This window comes from Klebsiella planticola, assembly GCF_000783935.2.
GTDB classification, from domain to species: Bacteria; Pseudomonadota; Gammaproteobacteria; order Enterobacterales; family Enterobacteriaceae; genus Klebsiella; species Klebsiella planticola.
On sequence record NZ_CP026047.1, the window covers coordinates 5,207,749 to 5,230,169 of the forward strand.

General features: G+C 54.9%; 24 protein-coding genes. 10 read left to right on the plus strand and 14 right to left on the minus strand.

What is annotated here, in order from left to right:
* Positions 1-212 precede the first annotated feature (212 nt).
* Positions 213-779, plus strand: a complete 567-nt coding sequence (gene mntP, locus MC50_RS25050) for a manganese efflux pump MntP (RefSeq protein ID WP_032686995.1) — start codon at positions 213-215, stop codon at positions 777-779.
* 3 nt (positions 780-782) lie between these two features.
* Here the strand turns inward: mntP and rlmA are convergent, their stop codons facing one another.
* The 6 genes from rlmA to mgrB all read right to left on the minus strand — a co-directional run bounded on the left by rlmA (position 783) and on the right by mgrB (position 5,083).
* On the minus strand, positions 783-1,577 hold the full coding sequence (rlmA, locus tag MC50_RS25055) for a 23S rRNA (guanine(745)-N(1))-methyltransferase (protein WP_046852212.1): 795 nt from the start codon (positions 1,575-1,577) through the stop codon (positions 783-785).
* 61 nt (positions 1,578-1,638) lie between these two features.
* Entirely contained in the window at positions 1,639-3,387 is a 1,749-nt protein-coding gene (ftsI, locus tag MC50_RS25060) for a peptidoglycan glycosyltransferase FtsI (protein ID WP_032686993.1), read from the minus strand.
* Between the two features lie 188 nt (positions 3,388-3,575).
* Complete coding sequence (cspE, locus tag MC50_RS25065) at positions 3,576-3,785, minus strand: transcription antiterminator/RNA stability regulator CspE (RefSeq protein ID WP_001062678.1); 210 nt, start codon at positions 3,783-3,785, stop codon at positions 3,576-3,578.
* A 40-nt stretch (positions 3,786-3,825) separates the two neighbouring features.
* Complete coding sequence (locus MC50_RS25070; RefSeq protein WP_049267871.1) at positions 3,826-3,942, minus strand: DUF2627 domain-containing protein; 117 nt, start codon at positions 3,940-3,942, stop codon at positions 3,826-3,828.
* A 638-nt stretch (positions 3,943-4,580) separates the two neighbouring features.
* The gene (locus MC50_RS25080; protein WP_032686992.1) at positions 4,581-4,865 is read right to left on the minus strand and encodes a YebO family protein; all 285 of its coding nucleotides are present in this window, start codon (positions 4,863-4,865) and stop codon (positions 4,581-4,583) included.
* A gap of 74 nt (positions 4,866-4,939) precedes the next feature.
* Complete coding sequence (mgrB, locus tag MC50_RS25085; RefSeq protein WP_015584020.1) at positions 4,940-5,083, minus strand: PhoP/PhoQ regulator MgrB; 144 nt, start codon at positions 5,081-5,083, stop codon at positions 4,940-4,942.
* A gap of 159 nt (positions 5,084-5,242) precedes the next feature.
* Between mgrB and MC50_RS25090 the strand changes: the two genes are divergently transcribed.
* Entirely contained in the window at positions 5,243-5,482 is a 240-nt protein-coding gene (locus MC50_RS25090; protein ID WP_032686991.1) for a YobH family protein, read from the plus strand.
* A gap of 65 nt (positions 5,483-5,547) precedes the next feature.
* On the opposite strand, the gene kdgR is transcribed toward MC50_RS25090, so the two are convergent.
* Positions 5,548-6,339 (minus strand): DNA-binding transcriptional regulator KdgR, encoded by a 792-nt coding sequence (gene kdgR / locus MC50_RS25095; RefSeq protein WP_032686990.1) that lies wholly within the window; start codon positions 6,337-6,339, stop codon positions 5,548-5,550.
* A 177-nt stretch (positions 6,340-6,516) separates the two neighbouring features.
* On the opposite strand from kdgR, the gene MC50_RS25105 reads away from it, so the two are divergent.
* Positions 6,517-7,890 (plus strand): MFS transporter, encoded by a 1,374-nt coding sequence (locus MC50_RS25105; protein ID WP_032686989.1) that lies wholly within the window; start codon positions 6,517-6,519, stop codon positions 7,888-7,890.
* A 78-nt stretch (positions 7,891-7,968) separates the two neighbouring features.
* Here MC50_RS25105 and htpX read toward each other — a convergent pair whose 3' ends face one another.
* The 4 genes from htpX to MC50_RS25125 all read right to left on the minus strand — a co-directional run bounded on the left by htpX (position 7,969) and on the right by MC50_RS25125 (position 12,424).
* Positions 7,969-8,850, minus strand: a complete 882-nt coding sequence (htpX, locus tag MC50_RS25110; protein WP_004863936.1) for a protease HtpX — start codon at positions 8,848-8,850, stop codon at positions 7,969-7,971.
* 236 nt (positions 8,851-9,086) lie between these two features.
* Positions 9,087-11,135 (minus strand): carboxy terminal-processing peptidase, encoded by a 2,049-nt coding sequence (prc, locus tag MC50_RS25115; protein ID WP_032686988.1) that lies wholly within the window; start codon positions 11,133-11,135, stop codon positions 9,087-9,089.
* A gap of 19 nt (positions 11,136-11,154) precedes the next feature.
* On the minus strand, positions 11,155-11,829 hold the full coding sequence (gene proQ, locus MC50_RS25120) for an RNA chaperone ProQ (RefSeq protein ID WP_004863942.1): 675 nt from the start codon (positions 11,827-11,829) through the stop codon (positions 11,155-11,157).
* Positions 11,830-11,926: 97 nt separating this feature from the next.
* A complete protein-coding gene (locus tag MC50_RS25125) occupies positions 11,927-12,424 on the minus strand; it encodes a GAF domain-containing protein (protein WP_032686987.1) in 498 nt (165 codons plus the stop codon).
* Positions 12,425-12,556: 132 nt separating this feature from the next.
* On the opposite strand from MC50_RS25125, the gene yebS reads away from it, so the two are divergent.
* The 5 genes from yebS (at position 12,557) to MC50_RS25150 (ending at position 18,589) form a co-directional block, all read left to right on the plus strand.
* Positions 12,557-13,840: a membrane integrity lipid transport subunit YebS gene (gene yebS / locus MC50_RS25130; protein ID WP_015584017.1), complete on the plus strand. Its 1,284-nt coding sequence runs from the start codon at positions 12,557-12,559 to the stop codon at positions 13,838-13,840.
* The gene (locus MC50_RS25135; RefSeq protein WP_032686986.1) at positions 13,809-16,442 is read left to right on the plus strand and encodes a PqiB family protein; all 2,634 of its coding nucleotides are present in this window, start codon (positions 13,809-13,811) and stop codon (positions 16,440-16,442) included. The genes yebS and MC50_RS25135 overlap by 32 nt, the downstream gene beginning before the upstream one ends.
* Before the next feature lie 74 nt (positions 16,443-16,516).
* Positions 16,517-17,950 (plus strand): 16S rRNA (cytosine(1407)-C(5))-methyltransferase RsmF, encoded by a 1,434-nt coding sequence (rsmF, locus tag MC50_RS25140; RefSeq protein WP_047665217.1) that lies wholly within the window; start codon positions 16,517-16,519, stop codon positions 17,948-17,950.
* A gap of 114 nt (positions 17,951-18,064) precedes the next feature.
* Positions 18,065-18,304, plus strand: coding sequence for a YebV family protein (locus MC50_RS25145; RefSeq protein WP_004863958.1), 240 nt, complete (start codon positions 18,065-18,067; stop codon positions 18,302-18,304).
* A 93-nt stretch (positions 18,305-18,397) separates the two neighbouring features.
* On the plus strand, positions 18,398-18,589 hold the full coding sequence (locus MC50_RS25150) for a YdfD/YebW family protein (protein WP_047665219.1): 192 nt from the start codon (positions 18,398-18,400) through the stop codon (positions 18,587-18,589).
* 5 nt (positions 18,590-18,594) lie between these two features.
* Here the strand turns inward: MC50_RS25150 and pphA are convergent, their stop codons facing one another.
* On the minus strand, positions 18,595-19,239 hold the full coding sequence (pphA, locus tag MC50_RS25155) for a protein-serine/threonine phosphatase (protein ID WP_047665221.1): 645 nt from the start codon (positions 19,237-19,239) through the stop codon (positions 18,595-18,597).
* Between the two features lie 142 nt (positions 19,240-19,381).
* On the opposite strand from pphA, the gene MC50_RS25160 reads away from it, so the two are divergent.
* Together MC50_RS25160 and MC50_RS28630 are read left to right on the plus strand one after the other, a co-directional pair.
* A complete protein-coding gene (locus MC50_RS25160; protein ID WP_185954808.1) occupies positions 19,382-20,353 on the plus strand; it encodes a VirK/YbjX family protein in 972 nt (323 codons plus the stop codon).
* Positions 20,354-20,473: 120 nt separating this feature from the next.
* On the plus strand, positions 20,474-20,617 hold the full coding sequence (locus tag MC50_RS28630; protein ID WP_142131748.1) for an Ecr family regulatory small membrane protein: 144 nt from the start codon (positions 20,474-20,476) through the stop codon (positions 20,615-20,617).
* A gap of 579 nt (positions 20,618-21,196) precedes the next feature.
* Here MC50_RS28630 and MC50_RS25170 read toward each other — a convergent pair.
* Together MC50_RS25170 and copD are read right to left on the minus strand one after the other, a co-directional pair.
* Positions 21,197-21,538, minus strand: coding sequence for a YebY family protein (locus MC50_RS25170; RefSeq protein ID WP_099001803.1), 342 nt, complete (start codon positions 21,536-21,538; stop codon positions 21,197-21,199).
* Positions 21,539-21,551: 13 nt separating this feature from the next.
* Positions 21,552-22,421 (minus strand): copper homeostasis membrane protein CopD, encoded by an 870-nt coding sequence (gene copD / locus MC50_RS25175; protein WP_032695278.1) that lies wholly within the window; start codon positions 22,419-22,421, stop codon positions 21,552-21,554.

Consider the following 22,421-nt stretch of genomic DNA (forward strand, 5'->3'; position numbering starts at 1 on the left):
CGTCGTTGGGGAGTAGCCGGTTTCCTGCCAGCCAGGAAATGTGCGTGTCAACATACTCGTTGCAAAACGTGGCACGTACGGGTTGAAGAAGGTGTTCAATCAGGCGAGACCATAGACACATCACCGCTGTACGCATACCTGAGTCGCGGGCTGCGTATATCTACTGGGGGCTGTGATGTGTCATATGGATTTTCCCCGGTCAGGACGCAATGATGAACATCTCCGCTACGATTCTTCTTGCCTTTGGCATGTCCATGGACGCCTTCGCAGCCTCTATCGGTAAAGGCGCTACCTTACACAAACCTAAGTTCTCCGAAGCGCTGCGCACCGGGTTAATTTTCGGCGCCATCGAAACGCTCACCCCGCTTGTCGGCTGGGGGATGGGGATGCTCGCCAGCCAGTTCGTACTGGAGTGGAATCACTGGATCGCGTTCGTGCTGCTGGTCTTTCTCGGCGGACGGATGGTCATCGAAGGTTTTCGCACAACCGAAGATGAGGCATGTGAAGCGCCTCGCCGCCACGGTTTCTGGCTGCTGGTCACCACCGCCTTCGCCACCAGTCTCGATGCGATGGCCGTCGGGGTTGGCCTGGCATTCCTGCAGGTAAATATTATCGCCACCGCGCTGGCTATCGGCTGCGCAACGCTGGTGATGTCGACGCTGGGAATAATGGTCGGTCGGTTTATCGGCCCGCTGCTGGGCAAGCGAGCCGAAATTCTTGGTGGTATTGTCCTGATTGGTATCGGCGCCCAGATTCTCTGGAGCCATTTCGCCGGCTAGTTCTCAGGCCTCACGCTGCCAGCAGTGAATCATAAAATCGGTCTGGCAGCGGAAAGTCGCCTGCGCGCGCAGCGTTTCACGCACCGGCGGCTTCGCCCGCCACGCGAATGGGGTCATCTGCAGCAGCGCTTCAGCCTCGGCCCCGGTCAGCTGCATCGGATAGGCCAGCTGCTGCTGCTGGCTTAATGTAAAGCCAGCCATCTGTTCATGATGTTGCTCATGCAGACGCACCTCGTCGTAAATCAACCCTTTCAGCTCCAGCAAATGCCGCGGCCCCGGCGTGGCGGTAATCACCCAGCCGCCGGGTCTGACCACCCGCGCCAGCTCCTGCGCATTACAAGGGGCATAGATCCGGACCACCGCATCCAGGCTGGCGTCGTCGAACGGCAGACGCTGGCTCGATGCGACGCAAAAATTGACCTGCGGATAGCGTCTGGCCGCCGCGCGAATGGCCGACTTTGAGACGTCCAGCCCCCAACAATGAGCGGCGATAGCGGCAAACGCATGGGTGTAGTACCCTTCCCCGCAGCCGATATCAAGCAGGCGCTCAGGGGCGGCGACGGACAGAAAGTCACTGATGGCATCACGCAGAGGTTGATAGTGGCCCGCGTCGAGAAACGCCCGACGCGCCTGCATCATCTCCGCGCTATCGCCCGGATCGCGAGACCGCTTAAACTGCACCGGCAGTAAATTGACATACCCCTCTTTCGCCAGGTCGAACTGGTGCCGCAGCGGGCAGATATAGCTATTATCGCGGCGGGAAAGCGGCGCGTGGCAAAGTGGGCAACTGTATGACATGACAACTCCGGTGTCGCTGAAAGGGCGAAAGTGTAGCGCTATTCGCCCTTTCAGACCACTGTTACAACGCCGGCGGCGCGGCATCCCCGCTATGCATCACAATCAGATTTTCCGAACCTTGCGGCATACCGTCCGGCATCACATTTTCCAGCCGCAGCACATCTCCCATGATCTGGCTAAAGACCGGTGCGGAAACCGCCCCGCCATAATAGGCGCCATTGCTGGGATCGTTAATCACCACCACCAGCGCAAACTGCGGACGACTGGCGGGCGCCACGCCTGCGGTATACGCCACATATTTATCGATATATTTACCGTCAGGACCGATTTTTTTCGCGGTCCCGGTTTTCACCGCAATGCGATAATCGCGTACCGCCGCTTTGGTTCCGCCGCCGCCCGGCAACGCCACGCTCTCCATCATATGCTCCACTTCATGCACTATCGGTTCTGGCATGACCCGCGTGCCGATGACCGGCGGGTCGATACGGGTAATCGAGAGCGGTCGTTCAATACCGAAGCCGCCGATAGTGGCATAAACATGTGCCAGCTGCAGCGGAGTCACCATCAGACCATATCCGAAGGCAAAGGTCGCGCGGTCCAGCTGGCCCCAATAGCGCCGTTGAGGCATCAGCCCGGCGCTTTCGCCGGTTAGCCCCAGTCCGGTCGGGTCGCCAAAGCCGAACGCTTTATAAGTATCGATCAGGTGTTGGACTGGCATGGCCAGCGACAGATGCGAAACGCCGGTATCGCTGGATTTTTGCAAAATGCCGGTTAATGACAGTTCGGGATAATAGCCAACGTCGCGAATGCGGTGACCATCAAGCACAAAGGGATGGGTATCCACTACGCTGTCCGGCTGCACAATCCCCTGCTGTAGCGCCGTCATCACCACCAGCGGTTTTACCGTCGAGCCCGGCTCAAAGGTGTCACTGATGGCGCGGTTGCGAAAATCATCCAGCCTGGCGTTATCACGGTTATTGGGATTGAAGTCCGGATAGCTGGCCATCGCCAGTATCTCGCCGGTATCTATCTTAATCAGTACCGCCGCCCCGGATTCCGCCTTATTCCAGTTCACGGCGTTATCCAGCGCATCTTCGGTAACCGTCTGCAGGCGTTCATCGATACTCAGCTGAATATTATGCGCAGGCACCGCCGGCATCTCGGTGATATTTTCGATCACGTGTCCATGACGATCTTTACGCACCAGCCGGCGCCCCGGCTTTCCGGTAAGCTGAGCATTAAAGCTTTTCTCAATCCCCTCAATGCCCTGGTTATCGATATTAGTAAACCCCAGCAGGTTAGCCGCCACGTGCCCCGCGGGATAGAATCGGCGCGACTCATCACGCAGGTTGATCCCTGGCAGGTGCAGTTTGTCGATCCATTCGGCCTGTTCCGGGTTAACCTGACGGGCCAGATAGATGAAGCGCATATGCGGATGGCTCTCAACGCGTTTGGCCAGATCGCTCAGATTAAGGTGCAGCGCCTCCGCCATCGCCTGCCAGCGCGGGCCATAGCCGACGCCGCCCTTTTGCATAATGGTTTGCGGGTCAGCCCAGATGGCGCTCACCGGCACGCTGACCGCCAGCGGGCGATTCTCGCGGTCGCTGATGGTTCCACGCTGCACGTCGATGGGTTCTTCGCGCAACGAACGCATATCTTCTTGTTTTACAAGGTTATCTGGAGAAATTATTTGCAGCCAGGCCACCCGCCCCAGCAGTATTCCGAGACACCCGAGAATCGCCACGCACAACAGCCCAAAACGAAGAGGGGTGAAATGAGCAACTGACTTATTTTTGTACTTTAGCACCATAGCTCCAGCCTTATATTGCAACCCTCTGATTTAACAGAAAATCGGCACAACAGGATGCGAAACTATGCGAATAAGGATGTTGTTTTGCAACAAAGCGCGACGGAGGGGGAAAAATGGAAATGTTTTGCAATAAAGACTAAAAAGCCCCGCAGAGGCGAGGCTTTTCTTACAAGATGAGTGGTCTTGAATCAGATAGCAGTAACGTTAACTGCTGCCGGACCTTTCTGGCCGTCCTGAATTTCGAACTCAACGTTCTGGCCTTCAGCCAGAGTTTTGAAGCCATTACCCTGGATAGCGGAGAAGTGTACGAACACATCTTTGCTGCCATCAGCCGGAGTAATGAAACCAAAACCTTTAGACTCGTTGAACCACTTAACTTGACCTTTAATCTTTGCCATTTGCAAAATTCCTTAGACTGTTTTCTTCGCCCACAGGCGCTTACATAGATAAAACTGACACATTACTGCATGAGGCACTAATATAAGGTTCGGCAGAGAAGCGGTATTCAACGACAACGTGTTTACTCAGGACTTCTTTACTGAAAATGCCACACATAAACAGAACTGTACCTCGTTTAACCCGAAAGGTGTTATCACATACAACGTAAATAATGGCAAGCCATTTTTAAACGTGTCTCGATCCTCCGCACAAATTATAAGGTAATCATTTGATCACCTGCACATTTATGCGTCTTTGCCGCCCAGGGTTGCCCTCGCTGCTACCGCAGGATTCGCAATTATAGCAAACCCGATGGTTGCAACTTTTTTACCATAGCTCAACAACTTCGGTTCGTCCAGGCACCCGGCTATTCAAACACCACATTTTCAGCACACAGGGTCAGGGCCAGTGCATAATGATGCGTATAAAAGGTCATATCGATAGTTGAAATTTCGCTTAAATTCTGCGGAGGTAAAGATATAAAATCGTCATCCGCTTCCGTTATAAATATTATTTATAATACAATTTAAACGTGAAGCATTAATGACGATATTTTTTCATCAGACAATTAAAACAGATTGTTATTATTTTATTTGATTAACTAAAAAATCAATGACGTCAATAGCCAGAATTGGGAGCAGGAACACACTCAGGGGGCGAGGAAGTGTAACAAAACGATCGGAAAGGATAAGAAAAAGTTATAACGACTCCTTAGATCCAGGTGCACACCGACCCGGTGCACACCTGTCAGTCAGCTACCGTTCGGCGACGAGACGGATAAAGTCGTCATCGTCTTTCTCTCCCGCCGAAGTCTTAGTAACCTCTTGTTTCTCAGGCTCATTGGCTTCACAGAGACGGCGCAGCAGCGCATTTTGCCGCTTTTGCTGGTCCAGTAACGCCTGCAGCAGTTCAATCTGCTGATTGGTGCGCGAACTTGCGCGATTAACAAAAAACCATAACAACAAACCGACAAGAAGCAGCACAACGGACAGTGCCAACGATGCCAGATTTAAGATCCCAGGATTCAGTAACTCACTCATTTCACCACCTCAAAGAGAAGGCGTCCATTCTACCACTCGCGCAGCAGAAGGAAATCGGTCGTCATAAAAATGTCTTACCAGGGGATAAACTTATTGATTGTGCAGATGCCGCTGAAAAACTGTACATCTTGATCGCACATTACGTTAAGCATCTGAGTCCACAGCAACAAACAGCCCGCTATGATGACTATCAGCAAAACCCAGCGTACTTTTTTCACTCCATTCTCCGCATCAGTATCAGATGTTTCCAGGATAACATGAGCATCTTAAACCGTGGCTAACTGTAATACGAAAGACAAGTTTAGGAATCATAGACTTGTTTCAATACGTGTAGCTGTCAAAATACGCGCAGGGATAATGCAAACCATGAGGCAACAATGCGATTAATCATTCGTTCCATTGTAGTACTGGCTATCGTATGGATTGGTATATTATTGAGCGGCTATGGCATTCTTATTGGCAGCAATCAGAATGCTGCGGGACTGGGGCTTCAGTGTAAATATCTGACCGCTCGCGGCACCAGTACCGCACAATACGTTCATTCTGATAGCGGTATTATCGGTGTTACCGACTGCCCGATTTTACGCAAAAGCGAAACCGTTATCGACAAAGGTTGATGCGTAAAAGCGACAGCGGGAAGCGCATTCCCGCTGTCGTTTAACTGACCACAGTGCCATTCGGATCAGAATGGATAGTCGTTATAGCCCATCTGTTCAGAAATCTTACGCGCCGCCGTGTGCAACATCGCCACGTATTCACTCAGACGCTCTTCTGAGAAACGCAGCGTCGGGAAAGAGATACTCAGGCCGGCAATCACCACGCCAAAGCGGTCGAAAACCGGTACGCCGATGCAGCGCAGCCCCTCTTCCTGCTCTTCATTATCTTCACCGTACCCCTGCTGACGCACCTGATCCAGGACGTCAAGCAGCGCTTGCGTACTGGTGATGGTCCGCTCGGTGCTGCGCTTATATTCGACGCCTTCAAGAATCTGCTCAACTTCAGCGCGATCGCGCCACGCCAGCAGCACTTTACCGATAGCGGTACTGTACAACGGGTTGCGGCGACCGATACGCGAGTACATCCGCAGGTTGTACATGGAGTCGATTTTGTGGATATAGACGATGCTGTCTTCATCCAGCGCGCCCAGGTGGATCGTCTCTTTCGTCAGCCGCGAAAGTTCACGCATCTGGATGTCGGCACTGCGGACCAGGTCGACATTCTGTAGCGCACGCGCGCCCAGCTCGAACAGCTTGAGCGTCAGGGAGTATTTCTCAGATTCGCCTTCCTGCGCCACATAGCCCAGCGATTTCATGGTTTGCAAAAAGCGATAAACGGTGCTTTTTGACATCATGACGCGCTGGGACAGTTCGGTAATGCCAATTTCACGCTCTTCACCAAGCGCCTGCAGAATGCCAAAAACCTTCAATACCGAAGAGACAGAATCTGGCTGCTTATCCAAATCTGCAACTGCCATTTATCACCTCATCGTAACTGTTTTATAAAAATCAGAACCGGTTTTTATTATAAATTCGCATCGCGGCCCCCGCAATCGTTCTTCTGCTCATTCGTTACAAATCTGCGACATACAGCCGAATAATCAATGCTAAAATCATTACTCAGAGAATAATTACCATAAAGACATACATTCACCATGGATAAAAACATTGCCGATGGCCTGCCTTTGCCGCAGCGCTACGGCGCAATTCTGACCATCGTTTTAGGGTTGGCCATGGCGGTGCTCGACGGCGCAATTGCCAACGTGGCTCTGCCGACTATCGCCACCGATTTAAACGCCTCGCCGGCGGCGTCAATCTGGATTGTCAACGCCTACCAGATAGCTATCGTGATTGCCCTTCTGCCGCTCTCTTTTCTCGGCGATATGTTTGGCTATCGGCGTATCTATAAAATCGGCCTTGCACTATTTACTCTGACCTCGCTCGCCTGCGCGCTCTCCCATAGTCTGCAGATGCTGACGCTTGCCCGCGTCGCGCAGGGCCTTGGCGGCGCCGCCCTGATGAGCGTCAACACAGCGCTGATCCGACTTATTTTCCCGCAGCGTTTTCTCGGGCGCGGAATGGGGATTAACTCCTTCGTGGTGGCGGTTTCATCGGCCGCCGGCCCCACCATTGCAGCCGCTATTCTCTCGGTTGCCTCCTGGCAATGGCTCTTTTTTATTAATATTCCGCTCGGGATTGTTTCGCTTATCCTCGCCATGCGTTACCTGCCAGCAAACGTTGGCCGGAGCAAAATCACCCGCTTCGATCTTCCCAGCGCCATAATGAATGCGCTGACGTTTGGCCTGTTGATCACCGCTCTCGGCGGTTTTGCCCAGGGTCAGTCGGGACGATTCGTACTTGCGGAAGTGGCCGCGATGCTGGTTATCGGTTTCTTTTTTGTGCGCCGCCAGCTGCAAATGCCGGTCCCGCTGCTGCCGATTGACCTGCTGCGCATCCCGCTGTTTTCCCTGTCTATCTGCACCTCCATTTGCTCGTTCTGCGCGCAAATGCTGGCGCTGGTTTCCCTGCCCTTCTTCCTGCAGTCGATGATGGGCCGCAGCGAAGTAGAAACCGGCTTGCTGCTGACGCCATGGCCTCTGGCTACCATGGTGATGGCGCCGCTGGCAGGTTATATGATTGAGAAAGTGCACGCGGGATTACTGGGGGCAATCGGCCTGCTGGTGATGGCCTGCGGCCTGTTTGGCCTTGCGCTGTTGCCCTCCACGCCTTCCGATCTGGATATTATCTGGCGCATGGCGCTGTGCGGCGCCGGTTTTGGCCTGTTCCAGTCGCCAAACAACCATACCATTGTCTCTTCCGCACCGGCCCATCGCAGCGGCGGTGCCAGCGGAATGCTCGGGACCGCGCGTCTGCTCGGTCAAAGTACCGGTGCGGCGCTGGTTGCCCTGCTGCTTAACCTGCAGGGCAACAGCGGCACCCACAGCGCACTGCTGTTGGCCGGTGGACTGGCGGTGATTGCCGCAACCGTCAGTGGGCTTCGCGTAACTCAGCCCCGGCCTGGGCAATAGCCGCCCTCCTCAGGCTTCAGCCATAAAAAAATCCGCGGCCCTCGGGCGGCGGATTTTTTTACCTACTCAGCAACAACGTTACTTCAGGTATTCGCCACTGCGCAGCGCTTCAATACGCTTATCCAGCGGCGGGTGAGTCATGAACAGTTCGCTCATTGACTTCGCCTTACCGTTAATGCAGAACGCCATCATGCTGCTGGCTTCCTGTGGTTCGTAGCTGGTTTTCAGGCGCTGCAGCGCGGCAATCATTTTCTCACGACCAACCAGTCTGGCAGACCCGGCATCGGCGTGGAATTCGCGGTAGCGCGAGAACCACATGGTAATGATGCTGGCCAGAATACCGAACACCAGTTCCAGCACGGTCGCTACGGCAAAGTAAATCAGCGGGTTACCGTTGCTGCTTTCACTGTCATCCCGGTTTCCGCCCAGGAAGCCGGCGGCAATCTGCGCGATAACACGCGAGATAAAGATAACGAAGGTGTTCACCACCCCCTGAATCAGCGTCATCGTGACCATGTCACCGTTGGCGATGTGGCTGATTTCGTGGGCGATGACCGCTTCAGCTTCATCACGGCTCATGTTTTGCAGCAGCCCGGTGCTTACGGCGACCAGAGAAGCATCGCGGCGGGCGCCGGTGGCAAACGCGTTGATATCCGGCGCGTGGTAGATGGCGACCTGCGGCATGCCAATACCCGCCTGCTGCGCCTGCTGCGCGACGGTGTTCATCAGCCAGCGTTCCGTTTCATTGCGCGGCTGCTCAATCACTTCCCCACCCACGGATTTCAGCGCCATCCATTTCGACATCATCAGCGAAACGATCGATCCACCAAAACCAAAAAGCAGCGCCATGATCAGTAACCCGGTCATGCTGCTTGACTGAATTCCCGTCAGGCTTAACACCAGCCCGAAGACCACCATCACTGCCAGGTTGGTCAACAGGAAAAGCGCGATTCGCATCATAATTTTCTTTTAACCTCGATTTAACAAAACGCACTATGCGATTACCCATATCGTATGGGTAGAACGCTAATTTTCAACGATCAGGCCCCGCTAAGTCACGAGAAAAACACAACTTTACATTTTGTCACGACGAACTGACATCCGCGTAAGTTGTTGACATTTTGTATGTATAAGAGAGGACGGCCTGGAGGATGACGGAAAGAAAAACGGGCACAATCATTGTGCCCGTTGGGTGCTTATTTGCTGACCGGCGGTTCTACCGCGGGCATCTCTTTCTCAAGATGCGCAAGGTCTACCGCAATGTGGACCGTCTCATCAAGATACGGATCCGGCTCCTGGTAGTCCTTCGGCAGATCGTCCAGTTTCTTCAGCGGCGGTTTACCTTCGCGCTTCAGACGGTCGTTAATCCGCGCCAGGCGCGTCGCGTCGTCTTCTTCGTTCTCTTTCTCACGCTGGGCGTAGTTGAGAGAAACGATATAACGCTTATCTTTCATTGCGTTATAGCGAGCGATGTCCTTCATGATGTACTGGAACTCAGGATCTTTGGCAATCCGCTCATTATGCAGCTTCAGCAGCTGCGGATCGAACGGCTTCAAATCACCGGATTTCACGTAGGTCGCCGCATTGACGCTATCCCACGGCAGCGCGTTATCTTCATACTGCTCGCCGGTTTCGCGATCTTCGCTCCCGGTCGGCATCATGATATCCGGCGTGACACCTTTACGTTGGGTACTGCCGCCGTTAATGCGGTAGAACTTCTGAATGGTGTACTGTACGGAGCCCAGCGCCGGCCAGTCAGGGCGCAGCATCTGATCGTAAATCCGGTTCAGCGAGCGATACTGCTGAACGGTGCCTTTACCAAAGGTCGGCTCGCCAACAATTAAGCCGCGACCGTAGTCCTGCATAGCGGCAGCGAAGATTTCAGAGGCCGAAGCACTGAAACGATCGACCAACACCACCAGCGGGCCTTTATAGTACACCACGCCATCGGTATCGCTGTCTTCACGCACTTTGCCATTGTTGTCACGGACCTGAACCACCGGGCCAGACGGAATAAACAGGCCAGATAGCGAAACGGCTTCGGTCAGCGCCCCACCGCCATTGCTGCGCAGGTCGATAACAATGCTGCTGACGTTCTGTTTCTCCAGCTTCTGCAGCTGCACCTTAACGTCATCCGTCAGGCCAACGTAGAAGCCCGGGATATCCAGCACGCCGACTTTCTCTTTGCCGACGGTTTTCACCGACATCTTCACCGCGCGGTCTTCGAGACGAATGCGCTCTCGGGTCAGCGTGACGATGCGGGTTTTAGCCCCCTTACCGGCAGGCAGAACTTCGAGACGCACCTTGCTGCCCTTCGGCCCTTTAATCAGCGCGACAACGTCATCCAGACGCCAGCCGATGACGTCAACCATGCCTTTACCCGACTGGCCGACGCCGACGATACGATCGCCGACGGCGATCGATTTACTCTTCGCCGCCGGACCACCGGCTACCAGCGAATTGATGACCGTATAGTCGTCATCCATCTGCAGTACCGCGCCGATGCCCTCTAATGACAGGCTCATTTCCGTATTGAACTGTTCGGTATTGCGCGGAGAAAGATAGTTGGTGTGCGGGTCAATCTCGCGAGCGAAAGCGGTCATCACCATCGAGAACACATCTTCGCTGTTGGTCTGCGCCAGACGGCGAATGGCAAATTTGTAGCGACGCGTTAAGGTATCGCGAATTTCTTTGTCATCTTTGCCAGTGAGCTTGAGGCTCAGCTGGTCAAACTTAACCTTGGCATCCCACAGCGCGTTGAGCTCGGCTTCGTCTTTCGGCCAGGGGGCTTTGCTGCGGTCAAGGTTGAAGTTGTCGTTGCCGGTAAAGTCCATCGGACGTTCCAGCACCTTCAATGCATACTGATAGCGCTCAAAACGACGCTTCTGCGCCAGGTTATACAGGTCGTAAAAAACGTCCAGCTTTCCGGTGCGCAGCTCATCGCCGATTTGATTCTTCTTCGCCGAGAACTGAGCAATATCACTGGCCAACAGCACGTTGTGGCTGTAGTCCAGCAGATTCAGATAGCGGTCGTAAATTTTTGCCGAGAAGGCGTTGTCGAGATCAAATTGCCGATAGTGAGAACGGGTAAAGCGCGAGGTAACGCGCTCACTCACCGTCGCGTGCTGCGGCTCTTCTTTCAGCACGGGAATTTGATCGACTCGAGTGATATCGTCCACGGCGAACGCATGGCCTGCTATTGCTAGCAGGCCCGCAAGCGCGGTGAGCTTAAAGAATGTGTTCATGCCTGGCCCGGCCTCCGTTTCAGAACACCAGGTGTTCTGCGCGTACAATCATTGACATACCAGAAGTCAGCTGTACACGAACGCCATCTTTGGTGATTTCCAGAACGGTGGCGTCCATTGCGTTGTTGCCTGCTTTCACCTTCAGAGCCTGGCCAACGCTTAACGCGGTCAGATCTGATACAGGGGTATGACGCTCTTCACGCGGTGCTTTTGCAACGGCTGGACGCGGCTTACGCTGTTCGGTGCCTTCTTTGCGACGAACCTGAGGACGTGGCTTACGCTCACGACGAGCACCGTCTTCCTGCTGACCCGCAGCGGCGGCGGCTTCGCGCTTTTTAGCCTGCTGGCTTGCGCGCTGCGCCTGAACGCGAGCTTTTGCTTCTTCGAGCTGCTGACGAGCGTGAGCAACATGCTGCTCTTCCAGTTCGCCGCACGGGTTGCCGTCAAGGTCAACGCGGACTGCGCCTGGCTTAACGCCGTACAGATAGCGCCAGCTCGAAGTATAAAGACGTAAAGCGGCACGAAGTTGGGTTTTGCTGAGATTCATCTCTCCCCCAACACGCTCCACGAGATCCTGAAAAATACCGACTTTCAGGGGGCGAGCTTCACCTTCAGCGCTGAAGCACTGAGGGAAACGTTCGGCCAGAAACGCGATAACTTCTTTACTGCTATTCAACTTAGGTTGATTTTCCATGAAATTTCCTGATTACAACGGACGTAGCCAACAAGCCGCAGGCATGAACAGGCGTCATTATAATGACGCCATCGCTAAATGCTACGTTATCCGTTGATTATCCTGCGACGTGGGCGAATATTTTTTGGTAGTCAGTCGCAGAAATGAGTTTTTCCAGATGTGCGACCAGTTCAGCCAGCCCCTGCTCATCCTCAGCGGTGAAGCGGGAAAAGGCGGTGCTGTCGATATCCAGAACGCCAATAATCTGATTGTTCACCTGCAGCGGAAAGACGATTTCCGAATTGCTGGCGGCATCACATGCGATATGTCCATCGAAGGCATGGACATCTTCCACCCGCTGAACGCGATTTTGCGCAACGGCCGCACCGCAAACGCCTCGCCCAACCGGAATCCGTACGCAGGCCAGTTTGCCCTGGAATGGTCCTAAAACCAGCGTCTCCCCTTCGAGCAAATAGAAACCTGCCCAGTTAACCTCGGTCAGGCGCTCAAACAGCAGCGCGCTGGTATTAGCGATCATCGCCAAAAAACTGGTTTCACCTGCCATTAAAGCCTGAAAATCACGGTTCAAATCCGCGTAAAATTCTGTTTTGTTCATTATCTGGTCACTTAGTTGTCTTACTGCGAAACACGCATTGCCTAATAAAATAAGCATTAAATGCGTTCAGGCTCAAGATGAATTCAATCCTGGGTTAAGATAGTGAGATACATTCATTCCTGTACGTAATAAATGCCACTAAAAACACAACCGATAACACCGGCAAAAAAGATGGTCGTGCATGCGGTCAGCCGTCCGCTACCCCAGGCACATTATCACCGCTGCCCGCAGTGTGACGTTCTTTTTCGTTTGCCGGTGCTTAAGCGTTATCAAAGCGCCTGGTGCCCGCGCTGCAATGCGAAAGTGCGTGATGGCCGCGACTGGTCTCTTTCGCGGCTGGGTAGTATGGCCATCACCATGATGCTCCTGATGCCCTTTGCGTGGACCGAACCCTTACTGCGTCTGCATCTGCTCGGCGTACGTATCGATGCGAACGTGATCCAGGGGATCTGGCAAATGACCGGCCAGGGCGATCCGCTCACTGCCGCGATGGTGCTGTTTTGTGCGATTGGCGCACCGGCGCTGCTGGTCATCTCTATCGCCTATCTCTGGCTGGGGAACGTGCTGGGCATGAATTTACGCCCGGTGCTGCTGATGCTGGAAAAACTGAAAGAGTGGGTGATGCTGGATATCTATCTGGTCGGTATCGGCGTGGCCTCCATCAAGGTACAGGATTACGCCTTCCTGCAGCCGGGCGTCGGGCTTGTGGCCTTCATCTCCCTCACCCTGCTCAGCATTCTGACGATCATTCATATGAACGTGGAAGAGTTGTGGGAGCGATTTTATCCCCAGCGGCCTGCGTTTCGGGCCGACCCGGCGCTACAGGTTTGCACCGGCTGTCATTACACCGGCTTTCGCGACGCTCGCGGACGCTGCCGACGCTGCCATACGCCGCTCCACCATCGACGACCGCAGAGCCTGCAGCGAAGCTGGGCCGGGCTGATTGCTTCGGTGGTGTTCCTGCTTCCCGCTAACCTGCTGCCGATCTCAATTATTTACGTCAACGGCGCACGTCAGGATGATACGATTCTTTCGGGGATTATGTCGTTGGCCAATAGCAATGTGGCGATTGCCGGCGTCGTGTTTATCGCCAGTATTCTGGTGCCATTTACCAAAGTTATTGTGTTGTTTACGCTGTTAGTGAGCATACAATTCAAGTGCGAACAGGGGTTGCGTACCCGCATCATCCTGCTGCGGCTGATTACCTGGATCGGCCGTTGGTCAATGTTGGATCTTTTTGTTATCTCATTAACCATGTCACTGATTAATCGCGACCAACTCCTCGCTTTCACGATGGGGCCTGCTGCGGTATATTTCGGCGCCGCGGTAATATTAACTATCCTTGCTGTTGAATGGCTGGACAGCCGCTTACTTTGGGACGCACATGAGTCAGGAAACGCCCGCTTCACCGACTGAAGCCAGAATCAAAACCAAACGTCGCATCTCGCCATTCTGGCTGCTGCCGGTAATAGCCCTGTTGATCGCCAGCTGGCTGATCTGGACCAGCTATAACGATCGCGGGACGACCATCACCATCGACTTCCAGTCGGCCAACGGGATTGTCCCGGGGCGCACGCCTATCCGCTATCAAGGGGTCGAGGTGGGCACCGTCGAGAATATCTCGCTGAGCAAAGACCTGAGTAAAATCGAGGTATCCGCCAGCGTCAAAGGCGACATGAAAGACGCTCTGCGCAAAGATACCCAATTCTGGCTGGTGACTCCGAAAGCCTCGCTGGCCGGCGTATCCGGTCTTGATGCGCTGGTTGGCGGTAACTATATCGGTATGATGCCGGGCAAAGGCGAACCGCAGGACCATTTCGTCGCCCTCGATACCCAGCCGAAATACCATATCAACAACGGCGAACTGATGATTCATCTGCAGGCGCCGGACCTCGGTTCGCTCACCAGCGGATCGCTGGTCTACTTCCGCAAAATTCCGGTGGGCCGGGTTTACGATTTTGCGCTCAATGATAACAATCAGGGCGTCACTATCGATGTGCTGATCGAACGCCGCTTTACGAACCTGGTGAAAAAAGGCAGCCGCTTCTGGAATGTCTCAGGGGTTAAGGCCGATGTCGGCCTCGGCGGCGCGAAGGTCCAGCTGGAAAGCCTCTCCGCGCTGGTTAACGGCGCGATTGCCTTTGACTCCCCTGCGGATTCCCAACCGGCTCAGCAAAACGATGAATACGGGCTGTATGAAGATTTGGCCCACAGCCAGCGCGGGGTCCTGGTCACGCTGGAACTGCCTGACGGCGAAGGCCTGAAAGCCGGCTCCACCCCGCTCATGTATCAGGGGCTGGAAGTCGGGCAGCTGACCAAACTCAATCTCAATCCCGGCAGTAAAGTGACCGGTGAGATGACGGTGGACCCAAGCGTTGTCACCCTGCTCAGAGATAAGACGCTTATTCAGATGAAAAAGCCGAAAATCTCGCTGGATAACCCCAGCCTCAGCGCCCTGCTGACCGGGAATACGTTCGAACTGGTGCCCGGAGAGGGGGAGACGCGGAATCACTTTGTGGTGCTTCCGGCTGACAAATCCCTGCTCGATGAACCGGATGTGGCTACGGTTACGCTCACGGCAGCGGAGAGTTACGGTATTGATGCCGGGCAGCCGCTGGTGCTGCACGGCGTGAAAGTGGGTCAGGTTCTGGAGCGCAAGCTGACCGCGAAAGGCGTCACGTTCCAGGTGGCCATTACCCCTGAGTATCGCGACCTGGTGCGCGGCGACAGCAAATTTGTCGTTAACAGCCGCCTTGACGTGAAAGTGGGTTTTGATGGCATCAAAGTGCTCGGCGCCAGCGCCAGCGAGTGGGTCGAAGGCGGTATTCGCATTATCCCTGGCGAGAAAGGAACAATACAGGCCAGCTATCCGCTGTATGCCAATATGGAGAAGGCGGAAGAAAACAGCCTCAGCGAAGTGCCCACCACCACTCTGAGCCTGACGGCAGAGACCCTGCCGGATGTTCAGGAAGGTTCGGTGGTGCTGTACCGTAAGTTTGCCGTCGGCGAGATCATTTCGGTTAAACCCCGGCGCAACGCATTTGATATCGATCTGCATATTAAGCCGGAATATCGCTACCTGTTGACCAACAATAGCGTCTTCTGGGCCGAGGGAGGCGCCAAGGTCCAGCTCGATGGCAATGGTCTGACCGTGCAGGCGTCACCGCTGTCACGGGCCTTGAGGGGCGCTGTCAGCTTTGACGATCTCAGCGGCAGCAGCGCCGGCGCGCGAATTGGCAACAAACGCATTCTCTATGCTTCTGAAACCGCTGCGCGGGCAGTCGGTGGCCAGATTACGCTGCATGCCTTTGATGCCGGTAAAATTTCCGAAGGGATGCCGATTCGCTACCTGGGCATTAATATCGGCCAGATCCAGTCCCTGAATCTGATTACCGCGAAAAACGAAGTCCAGGCGAAAGCCGTGCTCTACCCAGAGTACGTCGACACCTTCGCCCGCAGCGGGACCCGCTTCTCGGTGATCACCCCGCAGATTTCGGCCGCGGGCGTCGAACACCTGGATACCATTTTCCAGCCCTATATCAACGTTGAACCCGGTCGCGGCACGGCACGCCGTGATTTCGAAATTCAGGAAACGACGATTAGCGACTCCCGCTACATTGACGGTCTGAGCATCGTTGTCGAAGTGCCGGAAGCCGGTTCGCTGGATATCGGAACGCCGGTACTGTTCCGCGGACTGGAAGTCGGTACGGTCACCGGGCTGACTCTGGGTTCAATGTCGGATCGCGTAATGGTCAAACTGCGTATCAGCAAACGCTATCAGTATCTGGTGCGTAACAATTCGGTCTTCTGGCTCTCTTCCGGCTATAACCTCGACTTTGGCCTGATTGGCGGCGTGGTGAAAACCGGGACCTTTAACCAGTTCATTCGCGGCGGCATCTCCTTTGCCACGCCGCCAGGCACGCCGCTGGCGCCGAAGGCACAGGATGGTAAACACTTCCTGCTGCTGGAAAGCGAACCGAAAGAGTGGCGTGAATGGGGCACGGCCCTGCCACAGTAAGCAAAACGCTCCGGTGTCCCCCGCCGGAGCGTTTATGATAAACTGCGCACCCTTTTTTCTTGTGGTGCGCACCAGTGGCTCAAAACGCAGTCTATTTTCCTGACCAATTCCTCGCTCAAATGCGTGACGCGATGCCCACGCATCTCTCTTTCGATACGTTTATCGCTGCCTGCCAGCGCCCGTTACGCCGCAGCCTGCGCGTGAATACGCTGAAAATTTCCGTTGCCGGCTTTCTGCAGCGGGTAGCGCCCTATGGCTGGCAGCTGACGCCGATCCCCTGGTGCGAAGAGGGCTTTTGGATCGAACGCGATGATGAGGACGCCCTGCCGCTGGGCAGCACCGCCGAACATCTCAGCGGCCTGTTTTATATCCAGGAAGCCAGTTCTATGCTGCCGGTTGCGGCGCTGTTTGCCGATGGCGACATGCCACAGCGGGTCATGGATGTCGCCGCTGCACCTGGTTCCAAAACCACGCAGATCGCCGCGCGCATGGGAAATGCGGGCGGGATCCTCGCCAATGAGTTTTCCGCCAGCCGGGTTAAAGTCCTGCATGCCAATATCAGCCGCTGCGGCATCAGCAATGTTGCCTTGACCCACTTCGATGGCCGGGTGTTTGGCGCCGCGCTGCCGGAACGCTTTGACGCTATCCTGCTGGATGCTCCCTGCTCCGGCGAGGGGGTGGTGCGCAAAGATCCCGATGCGTTGAAAAACTGGTCGCCAGAGAGTAACCAGCAGATCGCCGAAACCCAACGGGAGCTCATCGACAGCGCATTTCACGCGCTGCGCCCTGGCGGCACGCTGGTGTACTCAACCTGCACCCTGAACCGGGAAGAGAACCAGGAGGTCGTGCAGTGGCTGTTAGCCCGCTATCCGCAGGCGGTCGAGGTATTACCGCTTGGCGCGCTGTTCCCGCAGGCTACGGAGGCCTTAACCGCAGAAGGATTTCTCCACGTCTTTCCGCAGATTTTTGACTGCGAGGGCTTTTTTGTTGCCCGCCTCAAGAAAACCGCGGCGATCGAAGCGCTACCGGCGCCGGGTTACAAAGTCGGTAAATTTCCTTTTGCGCCGCTTAAAAGCCGCGAAGCCGCAGCGATTACCGCCGCCGCTGCCGCCGTCGGGCTGCACTGGGATGACAGTCATACGCTCTGGCAGCGTGATAAAGAGATTTGGCTGTTTCCGCAAGCGCTGGAATCATTTATCGGCCAGGTCCGTTTTTCGCGGATTGGCATTCGCCTGGCGGAAACCCATAACAAAGGCTTTCGCTGGCAGCATGAAGCGGTCATTGCCCTCGCCGCACCGGATGTCCCGTTTGAACTGACGCAGGATGAAGCGCAAGAGTGGTATCGTGGCCGCGACGTCTATCCTGAAACGCCGCCGCGGCAGGATGAAGTCATCGTCACGTTCCAGGGAGCAACGCTGGGGCTGGCGAAAAAAGTCGGCTCCCGTTTGAAAAACAGCTACCCGCGTGAGCTGGTGCGCGACGGTAAACTTTTTGCCGGCAAGGCGTGATCGCGCGCAAAAAAAACGCATTTTTTTACTGGCGGTTTGTCCCCCGTTGTCTACGCTGAAAAATGACGGCCTAACTGGTCGTACCACAATTCAGCAGACCAACGGGGTGAATTTATGAGTAAAACCAGCATTCGAATCGGCGCGTTTGAGATAGACGACGCCGAGCTGCACGGTGAACAGCAGGGAGAGCGAACGTTAAGCATTCCTTGCAAATCCGATCCGGACTTATGCATGCAGCTGGATGGCTGGGATGCGGAAACCAGCGTCCCTGCCATTCTTGATGGCCAACATTCCGTTCTCTACCGTAAGCACTACGATCAACAATCCGATGCCTGGATCATGCGCGTTGCCTGATTCAAAAAGAACCCGTCGCCTGAGACGGGTTATTTATTCCCCCCGTTTATGAGCTACCCTATACTGATTAACAAACCCAAACATGAGGCCAGGATGTTCGCCTTAGTTTTGTTTATTTGTTACCTGGGCGGTGGTTGCGAAGATATTGTCGTCGACGTCTACGATAACGAACGACGGTGCCTTGTCGCGATGGACGATCAGCGGATACGCCAGGGCGGCTGTTTTCCGGTTGAGGATTTTATTGATGGTTTCTGGCAGCCCGCCAGCGAATACAGCGATTTTTAAGCCGCTTACTGCAGCTGTACCAGGGTCAGTTCACCGCCGAATACCGCCCCCGTATCAATGTAATGTTGATTATCGCTATCATAACGTTGCTTCAACGGCGTGTGGCCAAACCAAAAGTGGTCCGCTCCACCTATTGCGCCATGCCGACCGGCCAGATGGTCCATCAGGCGCTGTCTGCTCCACAGCACCTGTTGCTCGTCTACCGGCTGCTGCCAACGATAGGTCGCGGCCGGGTAGTCGGCGTGGGCCACAATATGGCGCAGCGACCCGGCGCTGAGTTCGACAATCAGCGGCAGCTGACGACAGCGACTCAGGAGTTCGTCAATCTGCTGCCGCTCGCCGCGCGTGCTCTCCTGATACCAGTGGCCTCCGTTCATGACCCATAGCGTCAACGCCCCGCTCTCTTGCGCATCCAACGCCATCTGTTCATGGTTACCTCGCACCGCACGGAACCAGCGGCAGTCGAGAAGCGCGAGACATTTCGCACTTTGCGGCCCGCGATCGATCAAATCGCCCACCGAGATGAGAAGATCCTGGTAAGGGTCGAATTTTATATGCCGGAGCTGGTTCATCAATACGGCAAAGCAGCCATGCAGATCGCCAACCAGCCAGATATTGCGCCAGGCCGCCCCCTCAATGCGCTGATACATATTTTGTCCCCCTGATACAATTATAGTTAATTCTCCCGCTGCCACCCCGAAGATACACACCTCAATCAAATATAAACGAAACAGAAATATAGTCCGCCAGGATATTAATCTCGCCTTAGCGAGCCCTTAAAATAGAGGCTAAATAACAACGAGGTATTTTATCGTGACGGACAATAGCCTGCACTCAGCCTTCGCACAACAGCCCCGCACAAATCTTATTGCCGATCTGGTGATGGGCAGACTTATTCCCGCTCCGATTTGGCAAAAGCGTAATTACCGGCTGAAATTTTTATTGCGTACGGCCTTATTTTATACGCCCACTCGCGCAATGCTGGATAATCTTTCCGTGCGTCCTGACTTTAATCAGTTACTTGCCGCGCAGGTCACCCTGCCGGGTAAAGTACACCGCCAGTATCTGACCCGTGGGTTAAACGCCAGCCAGCGCGCCCAGGCGATTATCAGCCACTATCAGTTCATCGACTCATTGCCAGGCGCGCAGCTGGCTGCCGCCATGACCGCCGCCAAAGAGACGCCCCTGCTGGAATTGCAGGGTAAAGATGAAACCCGCTTCACTCTCTCGGCCTCCTCCGCAGGTAAAGCCGAGCGCGAAGGCGAAACCACATTGTGGCTGCGCGATGGTAACCAGACGCTGCTGGCCAGCGCCACATTCAGCGTTGTGCGCCAGCAGGAGCAATGGCAGCTGGTTATCGGCGGGCTGCAGGGGCCGCGACGTAATGTGCCGCATGAAGTCATCAAGCTCGCCACCCGCGCCTGCTATGGTCTGTTTCCTAAACGCCTGCTGCTCGAGTTTATCTGGGCGCTGGCCGCAAGAAGCCACATTCAGGCCATTTATGGCGTAAGCGATAACGGTCACGTTTTCCGCGCGCTGCGCTATCGTCTCAGCAAGGGACGCCATTTCCACGCCAGCTATGATGAGTTCTGGCAGTCCATTGATGGCGTAGCCGATGGCGCCTGGCGCTGGCGCTTGCCGCAACAGATGGAAAGGAAGTCGCTGGAGGACATCGCCAGTAAAAAGCGGGCGGAATACCGTCGCCGCTTCCAGCTGCTGGACGACCTGGCCGCGCAGGTCGCACGGCTGACTTCCCAACCCTGAGGGACTAACGCCTGTCCATAGCAAACAAACGCCGTTTTTAAATCACGGCGTTTGCATCTTATCCTGTGGTTTCGTTACTATCATCACTTCATCGTTTCCTTTCGGGTAGCCATTGAAGTTATGAGTAAAAGTGAAATTGCCCTTCTGGTTATCGTGATAATAATTCTCCTCGGCGCGCTTTGGTTTATTTTCAGCGGGGAGATCTGGAATCTGGTCTGCTACCTTGAATCCCAGCTGTATCCGTCAATCGTCGCGCCTGAATAATACGTTGTTTTTATTCCTCCCCTCCTCTTCCTGACGGCCTTTCATTTCCTGTCAACGAGCAGCCAAATAGATCGCAATAAAATAATATGCCCGCGTATCTTCAGGGTATGGATATCCCGCTGCGATGACGACCCTGGCTCCGGACGGGCGGCACGCCATCGCCCTGACGTTGACCCGCAGACCCGGATGTCTCCAGCTCAGATTTTCTGTAAAGAGAATGTTAAGGCGTTTTTTGTTGTGGTATAAGGGAAAAAGACCGTAACGGGAAATGAGGGATCGATTGCGGTCTTATTTTGTAACGAGTTGATAAGCTTCAGATAAAAAGAGACCGAACACGATTCCTGTATTCGGTCCAGGGAAATGGCTCTTGGGAGAGAGCCGTGCGCTAAAAGTTGGCATTAATGCAGGCTAAGTCGCCTTGCCTTATAAGAATAGTTTACCGCGTCAGGTTTTCCAGTCCGCAACAAAAGTGGTCGAATAATTCCTGACAAAATGGCCAGCGCCAATAAAAAACCGCCGCTTCCTGAGAGGAATGCCGGCGGTTTTTTATATGTTAATACAGTAAGATAGGTTCGGGTATCAACAAAGCTTCTGCGCGCGCTCAATAAATGGCGCGAGGCTCATTTTTTGTCCCGGATGCTGCGGATCGTCGACCTGGATCACTGAGATCGGCTGAGCGCTGGTTTTACCCGCTTTCACCTGCTGCTCAGCAACATCATTCAACGGATACTGCACCAGCGTGCTGGGGTTAATGGCAAACAGCGCATTCCCCGGGCGACAGGTCAACATCACCTCTTCGCGATTGAACGCCCAATTATCTTTACCCACTTCGAAGCGGCTAACGGTGATAATCTGCGGTGCTGCCAGCGCGACGCCAGAGCTTGCCAGTAACAACATAGTCAGAAGAGTTTTTTTCATGATTTAGCCAGTTAATTCAGTAAGGTTCCCAGGTTGCAAACAGACTGACGGCCAGCAGCGCCAATGCTCCGAGCGCCATTTCAACCTGCGTGGTGCGCAAAATGAGCTGCTCCGCTCGCGTTCCGCTCACCGACATACGTGGCACCAGAACATACCTGTTCACCAGCGCAATTGCTACCATCCCAGCGACCAGGGCACATTTGATCAATAGCATCTCTCCCCACAGCGAATCACGGAATAATCCGCCCTGGATCAGCAGCGCATTCAGCACGCCGCTGACGATCGCGCCCGCGACCGCCAGATGTCCGTAGCGAGAAAAGCGCATCATGGTGCCGATAGCGGCCTGACGCCAGCGCCCGCGCGCCAGGCGCAGGCAGTAGATGAACGGCAGCAGCCCGCCAAACCAGCCGGCGACACAGAACAGATGTACAGCGTGGTTAGTACGCTGCACCACGCCCCGCACACCCTCGCTCATTGCCGCATGGCCAACGCCCGCCATCAGCAAGATCTGCGCGCACAGCAGCACCAGCAGCAGACGCGCCGGACGACGCGGTTTGAGCCACGCGATCGCCAGCGCAATCCACGCCAGCAGAATCTGCCAGACCCAGACGCTGCCAAAGCGGGTACCGGCGACGGCTTGCCAGATAGCAGGCTGCCAGAGGTCCGCCCAGCCATTCCCCATCAGACCGCCCTGTACCATCAGCATCAACAGCGCAGAAACCGCGCTAAGCAGCAGCAGATGACGCAGAAGCGGGAAGAAACGCTGCATTAGCAAACGCCGTAGCGTCAGCGGCGCCCACCACGCGCCATACAGCACGCAGCCAAATGCCACCATCAGCGAGAGAAAGTGGACGAAGCGCAGACCGATATAGATTCCCGAGAGCAT